Annotated in this window: 13 protein-coding genes and 1 tRNA gene; 6 read left to right on the top strand and 8 right to left on the bottom strand. The window is 61.4% G+C overall.

The features are described 5' to 3' along the window. Positions 1 to 64: 64 nt before the first annotated feature. From AC1DYJ_RS22375 to AC1DYJ_RS22360, 4 genes are all read right to left on the bottom strand, one after another. Positions 65 to 595, bottom strand: coding sequence for a DnaJ domain-containing protein (locus AC1DYJ_RS22375; protein ID WP_477282582.1), 531 nt, complete (start codon positions 593 to 595; stop codon positions 65 to 67). A 722-nt stretch (positions 596 to 1,317) separates the two neighbouring features. Further along, complete coding sequence (locus tag AC1DYJ_RS22370) at positions 1,318 to 1,497, bottom strand: hypothetical protein (protein WP_477282584.1); 180 nt, start codon at positions 1,495 to 1,497, stop codon at positions 1,318 to 1,320. A 17-nt stretch (positions 1,498 to 1,514) separates the two neighbouring features. Continuing rightward, positions 1,515 to 1,799 (bottom strand): hypothetical protein, encoded by a 285-nt coding sequence (locus AC1DYJ_RS22365; protein WP_477282586.1) that lies wholly within the window; start codon positions 1,797 to 1,799, stop codon positions 1,515 to 1,517. Between the two features lie 1,080 nt (positions 1,800 to 2,879). Next, positions 2,880 to 3,083, bottom strand: a complete 204-nt coding sequence (locus AC1DYJ_RS22360; protein ID WP_477282588.1) for a hypothetical protein — start codon at positions 3,081 to 3,083, stop codon at positions 2,880 to 2,882. A 201-nt stretch (positions 3,084 to 3,284) separates the two neighbouring features. Between AC1DYJ_RS22360 and AC1DYJ_RS22355 the strand changes: the two genes are divergently transcribed. Next, positions 3,285 to 3,446, top strand: coding sequence for a hypothetical protein (locus AC1DYJ_RS22355; RefSeq protein ID WP_477282590.1), 162 nt, complete (start codon positions 3,285 to 3,287; stop codon positions 3,444 to 3,446). A 777-nt stretch (positions 3,447 to 4,223) separates the two neighbouring features. On the opposite strand, the gene AC1DYJ_RS22350 is transcribed toward AC1DYJ_RS22355, so the two are convergent. From AC1DYJ_RS22350 to AC1DYJ_RS22340, 3 genes are all read right to left on the bottom strand, one after another. Continuing rightward, entirely contained in the window at positions 4,224 to 4,790 is a 567-nt protein-coding gene (locus tag AC1DYJ_RS22350) for a hypothetical protein (RefSeq protein WP_477282592.1), read from the bottom strand. Between the two features lie 630 nt (positions 4,791 to 5,420). Next, positions 5,421 to 5,494: transfer RNA gene (locus tag AC1DYJ_RS22345), tRNA-Gln, on the bottom strand. A gap of 135 nt (positions 5,495 to 5,629) precedes the next feature. Then, the gene (locus AC1DYJ_RS22340) at positions 5,630 to 6,562 is read right to left on the bottom strand and encodes a lysylphosphatidylglycerol synthase domain-containing protein (RefSeq protein ID WP_477282594.1); all 933 of its coding nucleotides are present in this window, start codon (positions 6,560 to 6,562) and stop codon (positions 5,630 to 5,632) included. Positions 6,563 to 6,840: 278 nt separating this feature from the next. On the opposite strand from AC1DYJ_RS22340, the gene AC1DYJ_RS22335 reads away from it, so the two are divergent. Together AC1DYJ_RS22335 and AC1DYJ_RS22330 are read left to right on the top strand one after the other, a co-directional pair. Further along, positions 6,841 to 8,190, top strand: a complete 1,350-nt coding sequence (locus tag AC1DYJ_RS22335) for a Ppx/GppA phosphatase family protein (RefSeq protein WP_477282596.1) — start codon at positions 6,841 to 6,843, stop codon at positions 8,188 to 8,190. Then, complete coding sequence (locus AC1DYJ_RS22330) at positions 8,187 to 8,984, top strand: RlmE family RNA methyltransferase (RefSeq protein WP_477282598.1); 798 nt, start codon at positions 8,187 to 8,189, stop codon at positions 8,982 to 8,984. Before AC1DYJ_RS22335 ends, AC1DYJ_RS22330 begins: the two co-directional genes overlap by 4 nt. Positions 8,985 to 8,990: 6 nt before the next feature. Here the strand turns inward: AC1DYJ_RS22330 and AC1DYJ_RS22325 are convergent, their stop codons facing one another. Continuing rightward, the gene (locus AC1DYJ_RS22325) at positions 8,991 to 10,412 is read right to left on the bottom strand and encodes an MFS transporter (RefSeq protein WP_477282600.1); all 1,422 of its coding nucleotides are present in this window, start codon (positions 10,410 to 10,412) and stop codon (positions 8,991 to 8,993) included. Positions 10,413 to 10,743: 331 nt separating this feature from the next. Between AC1DYJ_RS22325 and guaB the strand changes: the two genes are divergently transcribed. Genes guaB through AC1DYJ_RS22310 form a run of 3 tightly spaced genes read left to right on the top strand, consistent with a single transcriptional unit; the run spans position 10,744 to position 13,277 of the window. After that, positions 10,744 to 12,246, top strand: coding sequence for an IMP dehydrogenase (gene guaB / locus AC1DYJ_RS22320; protein ID WP_477282602.1), 1,503 nt, complete (start codon positions 10,744 to 10,746; stop codon positions 12,244 to 12,246). 43 nt (positions 12,247 to 12,289) lie between these two features. After that, the gene (locus AC1DYJ_RS22315) at positions 12,290 to 12,835 is read left to right on the top strand and encodes a hypothetical protein (protein WP_477282655.1); all 546 of its coding nucleotides are present in this window, start codon (positions 12,290 to 12,292) and stop codon (positions 12,833 to 12,835) included. A 22-nt stretch (positions 12,836 to 12,857) separates the two neighbouring features. After that, the gene (locus tag AC1DYJ_RS22310) at positions 12,858 to 13,277 is read left to right on the top strand and encodes an MAPEG family protein (RefSeq protein ID WP_477282604.1); all 420 of its coding nucleotides are present in this window, start codon (positions 12,858 to 12,860) and stop codon (positions 13,275 to 13,277) included. Positions 13,278 to 13,414 lie beyond the last annotated feature (137 nt).

The raw sequence follows: 13,414 nt of genomic DNA, 5'->3' as shown, positions 1-13,414 counted from the left end.
AAACGCGCTGGCGTCAGGGTTTTGAGCGCCGGACCTGCAAGTAGCCGGTCAACGGTTCAGTGTTCTAATGTCCCAGGAGCCGCATGCTGGAATCGCGACGCAGTTCGGAATCTGCGCGGTCGACGCCTTCGACCGTGATCGCGATCGTCCCGTTCTCAATTCTTGCGATCCACCCCTTCGCCTTCATGTACCAGAGATGGAATTCGAGATGCTCTCGCGGACAGCCTAACAAACGTTCGATTTCGACATCGCCTATGCCGGGGTTGCTGACATCCTGGCGTCGCTTCACATATAGCAGAGAGAGCAGTTTGGCCTGGACCACAGCGTCCTTCTGAACGCCTTTGGCGTCGCTTGCTTCCTCGACCAATTTAACGTGCGCACCGGCATGCTCGCGATAGGAGACGTCGTATTGGGCGCGCTTGACCGGATCTTTCAGGACGTTGTGTGCTTCTACGACTTCACTGAAGCGGGCTTCATTTCCGGTTTGCTGATTGTCGGGATGATAGCGCATCGCAAAATAGCGAAATATTCGCTCCAGCGTCTCCGAGTTGGCGTTTGGGCTGATCTCCAGGAGTTCGTAGTAATCGACGAACAATGCGCTGCTCCCTCAAACATCGCCCCGAAAAGCAAGAGCCTGGGCAGCCTTATCTGTTGCGATCCAGGCCCTCAACCGTCGGATTCTACAGCGATGTTGCGCTTGCTCAAGCCCAGTCACAAGCCGGACTTTGGTCCCGGCTAATGCCGGATACCGGCAAGGTAACAAACGCGCTCGCCCTGTCCTAATTATCAGCGGCAGGCGGCCAAACCGGCCCGGTGGTGTTCCACTGGATGAGAGCCTGAAGGGTGGCTTCTCAATAGAGCCACCTTCTTCTCCGAACTTTTTTCGAACCCAGGGCGTAAACGCCCATTTGAAGTTTGAAGAGAGTCCAGATTGTCGTCAGCTAGGGTAGTGGGTCAGTTTATCTGACGCTGCGCTTTTTTGCAGGGCGCCGTTCTTCGCTCAGCTCTGGCATATTTGTCAGTTCTTCGGCATTTGGGGTGGCACAAGTTGAACGTATGGCGTCGTCGGTTCCTTATCAGAGCGAATGCGGCTGGGGGCCGGCTTCCCATGTTTGCCGAGCGACCTAATGTATTGATAGAGCGATTGCATATCGCTCTCCTCCATCGCTCGAAGATTGTACCAAGGCATCGGTGGAGACGTTCTAATGCGCTTCAGCATCCCTACGAATCCACGCTCGCTCATTACCGAAGCATCTATCCGAAGATTGGTCGCATAGGTCGTGCCCCAGGGACCGCGCCAACCGACCGAGCTGCCCATTAAAACCTTTCAGGATCAATCTTGCCTTCTGTTTCGCTGTAGCCTTCGGTATGGCAATCGTGACAACCGCCGACGATTGATACCTGCAACCCTCTTTCGACCGATACTTCGCCTTGAGCGAAGGCTGCAATTGGCATAGTGAGGCCGGCTAATAGGAAACACAGGCCTGTGACGCGCATCCCTCCCTCCCATGCGTTCAGCTAAGCGTATATGTTGGCCGTTCGAATTTCCTCACCAACTCGACCGTACTGGCTTCGACCGTGACACGCCCGAGCACTTGCACAGTGACGCGGCCCAACTCCTCATCGACGAGGACGACATCGCCCTCGAACCTAAGTTTGTCGCCTGGCTTCGCCTTTGGATCGATGATCGAATAGGGATTGTTGGCCGTGAGAATGTGGAGGGTGACGCGATCCTCGATACGCTTTCCCACAGTGGCGAAGATCGCCACCTTGTCACCTATGTTGATTTCCCGCGCCATGGTGAAGATTCTGGCGCGGTTCGCCGCTTGGTCAAGGGATTGCTAATATAGACAATATGCGGGTGACCCACCAAGCGGCCCGACAGAGTCCGTTGGGGTGAATTCGACTTACCGCCGGGCCTAACCGACTCGGGGCTGGCGAGCCGGCTAATGCCACCCTAATATTAGCAACTCTGCAAAAGAACCCGGCGCGGACGTTTTCCCCAGTTCAGATCACCTTACTTTCATGCAGTCCCATTTCGGGAAATAATGCTGGCATCAGTCTTGCTGCACGAGCTTGCCGGCTGACCCCGGTCCTGATCGCGTATTCTGATCAGGTTGTAGGCTCGCCGGGCTTGAGGCTGTTGGGGTCTTCGCTCGGCGAGTTTGCCATCGCTGCACTCGTGTCACGCATTGCCCTTCGTATCGCTTGCAACGATGAGGCGGCTGATGGATTGTCCTCCTGAAACAGCTTGGTGCGGCGCCCTCCTTTTGACACTGAACAAACCAGAGGGCGCCGAGCCTTTTACCGACGGCGCTTTGAGGGAAGCGCGCCGAGTAGTGAGTGTACCGCTCTCGCTAGAGTTGTGGGAATACAGCCTTTTGGACGATGGTCCGCAGCGAACGCTGGTGAAGATGGCCGGCGCCGCAAGGGTGCTTGTTGGGGTGCCTTAGGCGGGGGGCGCCGGCCATGGCGGAAAATGGGGTCCGCCGCCAAGATAGGCTAACAGACGGGCCGCCGTTGCATATGGTGTGATCGCGGAAGAGACTGTGACCTTGCCGTTCGGGAGCGCGCCGTCGGCCCGACGCGTCTTGTAGCAGGGCGGCCCAGCGGCATGGTCTAGGGGACTGTGGCGGCTGCCGCTGGGCCTGACCAGTCTGGCTTGAACGAGGCGCGGTGCTGGCTGACTTAAGAATGAGCGCAAGCTACTTTGAAGGCAATCGGCGTCGTCTCATACGTTCGCTTCTGCAGCCTCAGCYAATTTGCTTAGTAGCGACCTGCGGCCGATCTAAATCCTGCGGACCGCCCGCTTAGAAAATAGCCGGCGCCTGCTTGGGAGGTTGCCTGATCAAAGGACCCAAGCCGGCCGTCCGGCAGGTCTATTGCGCCCTCTGCCTCTTGGCTTGTGCGGCAATAGCGCAGAGGAAAGCCAATGCGGCAGCATCGCATGCCGTCCGCGACGGACCTTTGGCGAAAAGCACGGCGTCCGCAATTGGGATCGTAAGGCCGTACTTTTGCGCGAAAGAGGTGATCTCGTATGGCTGATCGTCAGACGGATGGCGGATGTCGATTTCGAAATCCATTGTCTAGTTCCTCCCCAGTTCGCGACCCTTCCACTCCTTGGCCTGATGCAAAAATTAAACTACCGACGCATCGCGCGAGTCCAGCAATTGGAAATTGTGTAAAACGATACACTTTCAGTCGCGCCAACATTGGCTTGCCAGCGCCTTCGAGATCAGGAATATAATCCTCCGTTGCGGCGACCCCCTCAAACGGAGATCGCCATGCCTCACACCCTCGCCAATACCCTGGCCGCCCACGAATCCATCTATGTCAACAGCGGGCATCCGATGTGCTGCAAGTCGACAAAGCTCGATATTCAGGCGCTGATCGACCGGCTCGGGCCCAACCACGGTTCGATGCATCAGGATCGGGTCGGCTGTTAGGCTGCTCGGATTGCAAGGCTGAGCGCAGGATCGCCGGCGGGTGTTTTTCACGGTGGTTCCCGATTACGAGGGCATCGAGGCCAAGAGCAATCGCGCGTGGAAGCCGACCTTCGAGAGAGGGTTTAGGGGACTTCAGTCTTAGTTGAGCTATCGCCAATACGCCTGTAGCTTGGGCGGTGCGGGAAACCCGAATACCAAATGTCCATGGTAGCATCGGGCCTGTTCGCCGCATCGGTGGAAGGCTATCCTAAGTGTTCTCAACTGTATTGCGGGAAAAGCTGGTTTGCGAATGCGGTCGCACCGGGTATTTGAAACTACGAGAAGACAATCAGCCCCTCAGCGGCACCTGGGAATCCTACAGCTTGGAGGGTTTCGAGGGCGTCAGCCTGACGATCACCAGTTCGGGAAATATTCCGGGTGACAAGTTGGCCTATCTCCATCCTTTGTGCCCGCAATGCAGTCGGTGGGGCAAGGTGAAGTATGCCAGCCGAGCCTGAGCCCGCGCGAACCACCTGCAGCGTCTTAGACAAACCGCATAGCGCACGAATCCTGACGATCAAAGGCTGCTCCCGCTCGTCGTCGCCTTCCTCAATCTATCCGCTATCTCGATGCCCGGTGGCAATGCCAATCATGTGGCACCCCGCGCTAGCCAGGATGCCGCAATCACGGAACCATCGCCATTGATGAGGGTTCATCTCCTGAAGGGACCTCCACCCGGAAGGAAACGGGAAGATGGTCGAAATCTATGACTTTGAAGCGGCAAAGGCCCGGCTGCGCCTAAAGCGTGCCGAACGTTCTCTCGACCGCGCCAACGAATTGCTGAACGAAGAAACCCCAGGCGTTTGCCTTAGCCTCGCTCTTTGCGGTCGGATCAGATCCGAGCAACAGCGGGTCGACGAAGCCAAACAGCGCTTGGTGAAGCTCGATCACCCGCATAACTGATTTGGCACGATGCTCCAGAACTTCGACCTTGCGACCGCAACGAGGAACAAAAGTCCGGCAGCGATGTTTAGTCGTCGAAGGGCACCTTAATTCTTCGGAGAACTGAACATGAAATCCACCCTGATTCTGGGCGCGCTGGCGCTTTGTTTGGCCGCGCCTACGGTGGCTTCGGCGGCCTCGATCGTCGTAACGACGACGCATCACCGCCACCGCCACCACAAGCCAGCGATTGTCATCAATGAGGACGGCCAGCGCCTCCATCATCGCCATCACGGTCGGGAAGCTTTCTACGACCACGGGAAACGCCATTGGCACGGCAAACGCCATCATTGGCACCGCAAGCACCACTCCGACGTCGTTGTCATCAAGCGCGATGATCGCCCGATGCATCGCCATCGTCACGTCATCATCCAGAACTGATTTCCGTCCACTAAAGGCCCGGCTCCGAGAATGAGCCGGGTCGACTGGGCACAGGAGTCTAGTCCATGACACCGACTTTTCCGCTCAACCCTGAAATCGCCAGGAGTGGGCCGATATATCGCCAAGCTCGACTCGCGTTGCTCCGGCATGAACTCGTCAGGAGCTTTGACGAGACCGATGCCGCGGCCCAGCAGGTCGAGAGAGATCTGGCAAAGCTGGCTGAAGCCACTGTCACTGCGACCGCGCGACATTAACCGCGAAGCGGCGCAGCGGGCGGAACCACCAAGTACAACATGCGTTGCCCTTGGATGGTCGACTACCTCAAATCGGTAATCAGGAAACTTCTGCCAGCTTTGCTCGCGAGAAAGTCGGTCGAGGTGAAAGTGCGCCCGGTTGAGCAGCCGCCAACTCGCGACCTCGTCGGCGCTGCGCCACCTCGGCGGTATCGTGGTCCCATCAGGTCGGAATCCAACGACAACAAGGCCACCGGGTCGCTGCTGTAGCGCTATCTAGGTCATCAGTCTGACACGGCAGATGTCTTGGATGCCCCCGACGATGGGAACTCAATCAGAGTCATGCCGCGCTGAATATCGCTAAGTGATTGATTTTGTTTGGCTGGGGAACCTGGATTCGAACCAGGACTAACGGAGTCAGAGTCCGTGGGTCTACCGTTAACCTATTCCCCAGCAGGCGCTGTCGCGCTGGTGGGCCGCCGAAGCAGCCGCGGGTGCCTTGTAGCCGCCGCCGGAAAATAGTCAAGCCTGCGTTGCGTTTCAATCGTGGCCTTTGTTTTGTTCCGTCCATGCGCGGCGGGTAGGGCGCTACGTCTCGCCACGGCTGTATTGCGAATGCTCGAAAAACAGCACCACGCCCAGAGCGATCAGCAGCGGGATGATCAGATAGAACAGGCGAAACACCAGAAGCGCCGCCAGCACGCCGACCGGATCCATCTGCGACAGGCCGGCGAGGAATACCACCTCGAAGACGCCGAGCCCGCCCGGCGCATGCGAGATCTGCGCCACCGAGAATGACACCAGGAACACGCCGAGGATGACGAAATAGCCGGGATTGCCGGCCACGGGCAGAGCAAAGAAGATGATCGCCGCCGCCGCCAGAAGCTCGATCGGGCCGATCAGCAATTGCCGCGCCACGATCGGCAGCGCCGGATAGTGCAGCTGGAAGCCGGCGATTTTCAGCGGCTTCAGATGCAGCCAGCTGCCGAAGATGTAGGCGCCGACCAGTGTGAGCAAAACAAGGCCGGCGGCGATCGCCAGCCCATGGTGGGGCGCGCCGGAAAAGCGGTCGATGATCTCGGGTTCGAACACCAGCACCAGGCCGCCGACAAGAATGCTGGACAGCACGAAGGTGATCCAGCAGATCGCCACCAGAATGCCGACATCCTGTCCGGTGAGCCCCCTGGTGCCATAGGCCCGGTAGCGGATCACCGCGCCCGAAAACACCGAGCCGCCGATGTTGTGCGACAGCGCGTAGGTGGTGAAGGAGCAGAAGGTGACGAACAGCCACGACACTTTTTTGCCGATATGCAACAGCGCGATGTGGTCGTAGCCGGCGAGCGAGGCGTAGGCGACGACCGAACTCAGCGCCGCCAGCACCCAGCCGCGGGTCGGGATGGCGACGATGCCGTCCCAGACATCGTCGAGCGAGATGCCGCGCAGCTCATGCCACAGCAACAGCAGCGACACGATGACCGCCGCAATGCCGATGACCGGCCACAGATAGCGCCTCCAGTTCATGGAGATCTCGTCATGCTTTGCTGCCCATCGCCGACGTCGGTGCGAAAAAATCCGCGATTCACCAACATTATTTCAGAAATGCCTGATTGAAGCCGGCTATTCAACCGGACAAGCCCCGCTATTCCACCCGACAAGCATTGCCGCTGCATGATGGCGGCAAAATTTGCCGCACTGCTCTTGGTGATCCGGTCCCGCACTGCTACTCTGGTGGCAACTTAAAACATTTAGGTGCCTGCTGCGTCCGGTTTCCGGTTCGCGCGGCGCCGGAAGGACCCGAAGTGGAAGACCACGACACCGGCGCAGGCGCGCCGGAAGTGGGCGTGTCCAGGGCTTCGCCGCCATCAGGCGGGCCAAGCCCATCCGCCGGGCGGCCCCGCCAGGCGGGGCCTCAGTCTGGTGACGGACAGGCCGGCGACGCCCAGCATCAGCGCGGCAAAGCGAGAAAGCGGCGCAAGCGCCGGCGCGGACGCAAGGTGTTCGCACGCGATGACAGCCCGCTGGCCGCCCCCGCTCATATCGGTGCTGCCGGCACGCCGGCAGTCAACGCCGCCCCAAGCCCTGTGGTCGTGCCGCCTCCGGTTCAGCCGCCAAGGCCGGAACAACCCCTGTATCGGCCGCCGATGCAGGAGCTGCCGGTGTTTGCCGCGCTCGATCTCGGCACCAACAATTGCCGTCTCCTGGTCGCGGTGCCGCAGCGCCATGGCCAGTTCCGCGTCATCGACGCCTTTTCTCGCATCGTCAGACTGGGCGAGGGGCTGACCGCCAACGGGCGCCTCAGCCAGGCGGCCATGGACCGTGCCGTCGAGGCGCTGAAAATCTGCGGCGACAAATTGCGCAACCGCAAGATCAGGAAGGCCCGGCTGATCGCCACCGAGGCCTGCCGCACCGCCGACAACGGCGTCGAGTTCCTGCAGCGTGTCGAGCGCGAGGCGGGGCTGAAGCTGGAAATCATCGATCGCCAGACCGAGGCCCGCCTTGCGGTGTCGGGCTGCGGCTCGCTGGTCGAGCGCGACACGCAAGGCGTGGTGCTGTTCGACATTGGCGGCGGCTCGTCCGAAATTGCCCTCATCGACCTCACCGGCCAGCGCTCGCCGCGGCTGGCCAACCACATCGTGTCATGGACCTCGCTGCCGGTCGGCGTCGTCTCGCTTGCCGAACGCTTTGGTGGCCGCACGGTGACGCGCGAAATCTTTGCCGCCATGGTCGAGGATGTCGCGGTGCGGCTGAGGTCCTTCGACGGCCGCGACCGGCTGAGCCATGTGCTCGCCAGCCCGAAATTCCATCTGCTGGGCACATCAGGCACGGTGACGACGCTGGCCGGCGTTCATCTCGACCTCGAACGCTACGATCGCCGCCGCGTCGACGGGCTGTGGATGGACCGCGACAGCGTCGACCGCATGGTCGAAAGACTGGTCGGCTGGGATTTCCAGCAGCGCTGCGCCAACCCATGCATCGGCGCCGACCGCGCCGATCTGGTGCTGGCTGGCTGTGCTATCCTCGAAGCCATCCGCGCGGTATGGCCGTCGGAGCGGCTGCGCGTCGCCGACCGCGGCCTGCGCGAAGGCATTTTGAGCGAGCTGATGGCCGATGACGGCGTCTGGCGCAACAGTGGGCGAGGCCGACAGTGACTAAGAAACCGGAAAAGCCGGGCTCTGCAAGCATCCGCGTGCTGAAGACGCGGATCAAGAAAAAGAGCGGCCTGAAGGAATCGTCGCGCCGCTGGCTGCAGCGCCACATCAACGACCCGTATGTCCAGCGCTCCAAGGCGGACGGCTACCGCTCGCGCGCGGCCTACAAGCTGATCGAGATCGACGACAAGCATCATCTGCTAAAGCCCGGCATGAAGGTCATCGACCTCGGCGCCGCCCCCGGCGGCTGGTGCCAGGTGGCGGCAGCGAGGACGAAGTCGACGGCGGAGAATCCGCATGTCGTCGGCATCGACTATCTCGAAATGGATGCCGTGCCGGGCGCGCCGGTGCTGCTGATGGATTTCCTAGACCCCGATGCGCCGCAAAAGCTCGCCGAAGCGCTTGGCGGCGACCCCGATGTCGTGCTGTCGGATATGGCGGCGCCGACGACCGGCCACAAGCGAACCGATCACATCCGCACCATGCATCTGTGCGAAGTCGCCGCCGATTTCGCGCTGTCGGTGCTGAAGCCGGGCGGACATTTTTTGGCCAAGACCTTCCAGGGCGGCGCCGAAAACGAGCTGCTGTCGATGCTGAAGAAGAATTTTCGCTCGGTCCATCACGTCAAGCCGCCGGCGTCGCGGGATGAGTCGGTGGAGCTGTATCTGCTGGCGAAAGATTTCAAAGGGCGAGAGGCCGGTCCGCCGTCAGGCGGATCGGAACGTCCAGTGGACGTTCCGAAGGACTTGAGCGCCCGAAGCCATAGCGGAGGGCCGGGGGACGCCGAGGCCTGATAGGCCTCACTTCCCCGCTGTACTCACCGGCTCCAGCGTCTTCGGCGTCGTCAGCCGGCCATGTCCCGACACCGCGTTGCCGGCATCCGGCGCCAGCCGCATGAACGATACGGACGCCGCTGCCGAGACGGCCGCCACAATAAAGAAGGCTATGTGAAAATCGCCGAGCACCAGCGGGCCGCCATGGATCGAGGTCGAGACTTCCAGGATGCCGCCGGCCAGCGCCACGCCGAGCGCGATCGACAGCTGCTGGAACACCGCCGTGATCGGCGTTGCCTTGCTGGTGTCTTCGGCCGACACCTCGGCATAGGACAGCGCGTTGACGCCGGTGAAGAACATCGAGCGGATGAAGCCGCCGACCAGCAATATGGCCAGCATCAGCGCATAGGGCGTCTCTGGCGTGAACAGGCCGTAGATGGCGATCGATGCGGCGGCGATCAGCGAGCCCCAGATCAGCACCCGGCGGAAGCCGGCGAGCCGGAAGATCAGTGCGGTCACGAACTTCATGCCGATGGCGCCGATGGCCGAGACGAAGGTGATCATGCCTGACTGGAACGGCGTCAGCCCAAAGCCGATCTGGAACATCAGCGGCAGCAGGAACGGCACGGCGCCGATGCCGATGCGAAACAGCGAGCCGCCGAGCACGGAGGAGCGGAACACCTGGTTGCGGAACAGTTCGAGCGCCAGCAGCGGGTTTTTGGCGCGCCGCGCATGCAGGAGGTAGAGCACCCCTGAAAGCAGGCCGACCGCCACGGTGATGAAGCCGATCGCCGGCGGCAGGTAGGGCAGGCTGACCACCGACAGGCCGAAGACGACGCCGGAGGCTGCCACCCCGCTCAGCACGAAACCGACGAAATCAAGCGGCGGCGTCTCCATCGAGTCCGTCTGCGGCAGGAAGCGCGTCGCCAGCCAGATGCCGATCAGCCCGATCGGCACGTTGATCAGGAAAATCCAGTGCCAGGTGAAATAGGTGGTGATGAAACCGCCGATCGGTGGTCCCACAAGCGGCCCGACCAGCGCCGGCACCGTCAGCCACGACATGGCGGCGACCAGCTCGCTCTTCGGCGTCGCTCGCACCAGCACCAGCCGTCCCACAGGCGTCATCATGGCGCCGCCTATGCCTTGCAGAAAGCGCGAGACGACGAAGGCCGGCAGCGAATTGGAGACGGCGCAGGCGATCGAGCCCAGGATGAACACGCCGATCGCGGCACGAAACACGTTCTTGGCGCCGAACCGGTCGGCCATCCAGCCGCTGATCGGAATGAAGATCGCCAGCGACACCAGATAGGCGGTCAGCGCCAGCTTGAGCGCGATCGGGCTGGTGTGGATGTCGACGGCAATCGCCGGCAGCGATGTCGCAATGACGGTCGAATCCATGTTTTCCATAAACAGGGCGACCGCCAGTATGAGCGGAATGATGCGGTTCAACGAACGCGTCCGAACTGGTCAAAATGTGCGTGCCGGGCAATCCAAGCGATGAAAAGGCGGGGCAAGCGATCCGAAAGGGCGGTTATCACGCCTTTGCCCGTATGTCGCATTAATTTGCTGTCACTTTTGTGCGACCGCAACCCTTGGTGGCGGCTATCGGGGCAACCCCAACACTTTGCGGTGACATGCAATCATCGTCTTTTCAACGTCACCGTGACGTGTTACCAGCCAGCGCCAATCCTGAAAGGGAAGAAACGAGTCGGCGCTGTCCATTGCGGTCCAGCGCTTTTTTGTATTCTCCCAGCGCTTTTTCGTATTCGAAGGACTGGCCATGGCAAAAATCATCGAAACGTCCACCGGCGCGCTGGCGCTGACCTTTGACGACGTGCTGCTGCAGCCCGGTCATTCCGAGGTCATGCCCGGCGAGACCGACATCCGCACCCGCATCGCTACCGATATCGACCTCAACGTGCCGATCCTGTCGGCGGCGATGGACACCGTCACCGAAGCGCGGCTTGCCATCGCCATGGCCCAGGCCGGCGGCATCGGCGTCATCCACCGCAATTTCTCGCCGGCCGAACAGGCCGAGCAGGTGCGCCAGGTCAAGAAATTCGAATCCGGCATGGTCATCAATCCGGTCACCATCGGTCCCGACGCCACGTTGGCCGACGCGCTGGCGCTGATGCGCACCTATTCCATCTCGGGCATTCCGGTGGTCGAGAATGGCGGCACCGGCGGCCAGAAGATCGGCCGCCTGGTCGGCATCCTGACCAACCGCGACGTCCGCTTCGCCTCCGATCCTGCGCAGAAAGTCTATGAGTTGATGACCCGTGAGAACCTGATCACGGTCAAGGAGAATGTCGACCAGGACGAGGCGAAGCGTCTTCTGCACCAGCACCGCATCGAAAAGCTCGTCGTCGTCGACAAGAAGGGCAATTGCGTCGGCCTGATCACCGTCAAGGACATCGAGAAGTCGCAGCTCAACCCGCATGCCACCAAGGATGCGCAGGGCCGGCTGCGCGCCGCCGCCGCCACCAGCGTCGGCGATGACGGTTTCGAGCGCGCCGAGCGGCTGATCGACGCCGGCGTCGATCTCCTCGTCATCGACACCGCGCATGGCCATTCGCAGCGCGTGCTCGATGCCGTGACCAGGGCCAAGAAGCTTTCCAACTCCGTGCGCATCCTGGCCGGCAACGTCGCCACCGCCGAAGGCACGCAGGCGCTGATCGATGCCGGCGCCGACGCCGTCAAGGTCGGCATCGGCCCGGGCTCGATCTGCACCACCCGCATCGTCGCCGGTGTCGGCGTGCCGCAGCTTTCGGCGATCATGTCGGCGGTCGAGACGGCGCACAAATCCGGTGTGTCGGTCATTGCCGATGGCGGCATCAAATATTCGGGCGACCTGGCCAAGGCGCTCGCCGCCGGAGCCAGCGCTGCCATGATCGGCTCGCTGCTCGCCGGCACCGACGAAAGCCCGGGCGAGGTCTATTTGCACCAGGGCCGCTCCTTCAAGGCTTACCGCGGCATGGGTTCGGTCGGCGCCATGGCGCGCGGCTCGGCCGATCGCTATTTTCAAGCCGAGGTCCGCGACACGCTGAAGCTGGTCCCGGAAGGCATTGAAGGGCAGGTGCCATACAAAGGACCTGTGTCTGGCGTGTTGCACCAGCTTGCAGGCGGGCTAAAAGCCGCTATGGGTTATGTCGGTGGCCGCGATCTTGCCGATTTCCGCGAGCGCGCCACCTTTGTGCGCATATCCAACGCCGGACTTCGTGAAAGCCACGCCCATGACGTCACGATTACCCGCGAAAGCCCGAACTATCCCGGCGGAGCCTGACCAGCAGCCGGAGCGGCTCTTGCTCTGGCGCAACCAGGCGGCAATCGTGCTGCGGCTGTCGCGTCATGCCGGCGCGCTATGCGTTGCATCGCTAGCGGTCTTCATCGCCATGACGCTGCTGGAATTCTTCTATTTTCGCCAGTTGAGCGGCGGCCTGCCGTCGCTCGATGTGCGCTTTGGCGGGTTTACGCCGGATGAGGGCATGGCCTGGCTGACGGCACTCGGCCGGCGCGGCAGCGAGATCATCCTGGTCTGGCACTATTTGACCTTCGACCTTCTGTTCCCGGCGCTGCTGTCAGTGACCATGGTCAGCCTGATCCTCGCTACGGGGCGGCGGCTGAAGCCCTTTCGTGCCCTGCCGGTGCAGGTTCAGTCGCTGTTGGCGCTGGCTGTGGTGCTGCCCTACACCTGCGCCGACTATGCCCAGAACATTGCGGTGGCGCGGCTTTTGTCCGATCAGCTTTCGGCCAATCCGGATTCGCTGTCCTTCGCCTCGTCGCTGATCGTCACCAAATTCACGCTTCTGGCGCTACCTGTCGCCGTCATCGCGGCTTTCGTCTTCGCCAGCCTGCGGCGTCCACAGGCATGAACGACGAGGCAGGGGCAACGCCATGAGCCAGACCGCAATCTTCTGGCCGATGCTGGCGCAGGTGCTGCTGGTCTATATCGTCTATGTGGTGATGGGCCGGCGCCGCTACGGTGCGGTCAGATCAGGCGAAGCCAAGGTCGGTCAATACAAGATGCGCACGACCGAGCCCGCGTCCAGCGTCACCGTCGCCAACAATCTCATCAACCAGTTCGAACTGCCGGTGCTTTTCTACGTGCTGTGCCTGGCGCTGCACGCGACCAATGGCGTCAATTATCTGACCTTGGCCTTGGTGTGGATTTTCGTGATGTCCCGCTATGCCCACGCCTGGGTCCACCTGACCAGCAACAATCTGCGGTTTCGCAGCCGCGCCTTCTACGTGGGCGCGATCATTCTCTTGCTGGCATGGATCTGGTTCGCGCTACACCTGCTCGGAGCGGTTTGAGCCTGCGCTGACTTTACCTTCTCCCCTTGTGGGAGAAGGTGGCCTCGCGAAGCGAGGTCGGATGAGGGGTGTTCCAGGGAACGCCAACGCCTCACTCCGCTGGAACACCCCTCATCCGTCTCGGCGCTACGCGCCGA

The sequence above is a fragment of the Mesorhizobium sp. P2_B11 genome (genome assembly GCF_056404855.1).
The sequence above is the reverse complement of the archived record's forward strand: the minus strand, read 5'-3'. Positions and strand labels throughout refer to the sequence as shown.

Coding starts and splice junctions, on each gene's coding strand:
- AC1DYJ_RS22370 (WP_477282584.1), bottom strand. CDS start 1,497: ATGCGCGTCACAGGCCTGTGTTTCCTATTAGCCGGCCTCACTATGCCA.
- AC1DYJ_RS22365 (WP_477282586.1), bottom strand. CDS start 1,799: ATGGCGCGGGAAATCAACATAGGTGACAAGGTGGCGATCTTCGCCACT.
- AC1DYJ_RS22360 (WP_477282588.1), bottom strand. CDS start 3,083: ATGGATTTCGAAATCGACATCCGCCATCCGTCTGACGATCAGCCATAC.
- AC1DYJ_RS22355 (WP_477282590.1), top strand. CDS start 3,285: ATGCCTCACACCCTCGCCAATACCCTGGCCGCCCACGAATCCATCTAT.
- AC1DYJ_RS22340 (WP_477282594.1), bottom strand. CDS start 6,562: ATGAACTGGAGGCGCTATCTGTGGCCGGTCATCGGCATTGCGGCGGTC.
- guaB (WP_477282602.1), top strand. CDS start 10,744: ATGGCAAAAATCATCGAAACGTCCACCGGCGCGCTGGCGCTGACCTTT.
- AC1DYJ_RS22310 (WP_477282604.1), top strand. CDS start 12,858: ATGAGCCAGACCGCAATCTTCTGGCCGATGCTGGCGCAGGTGCTGCTG.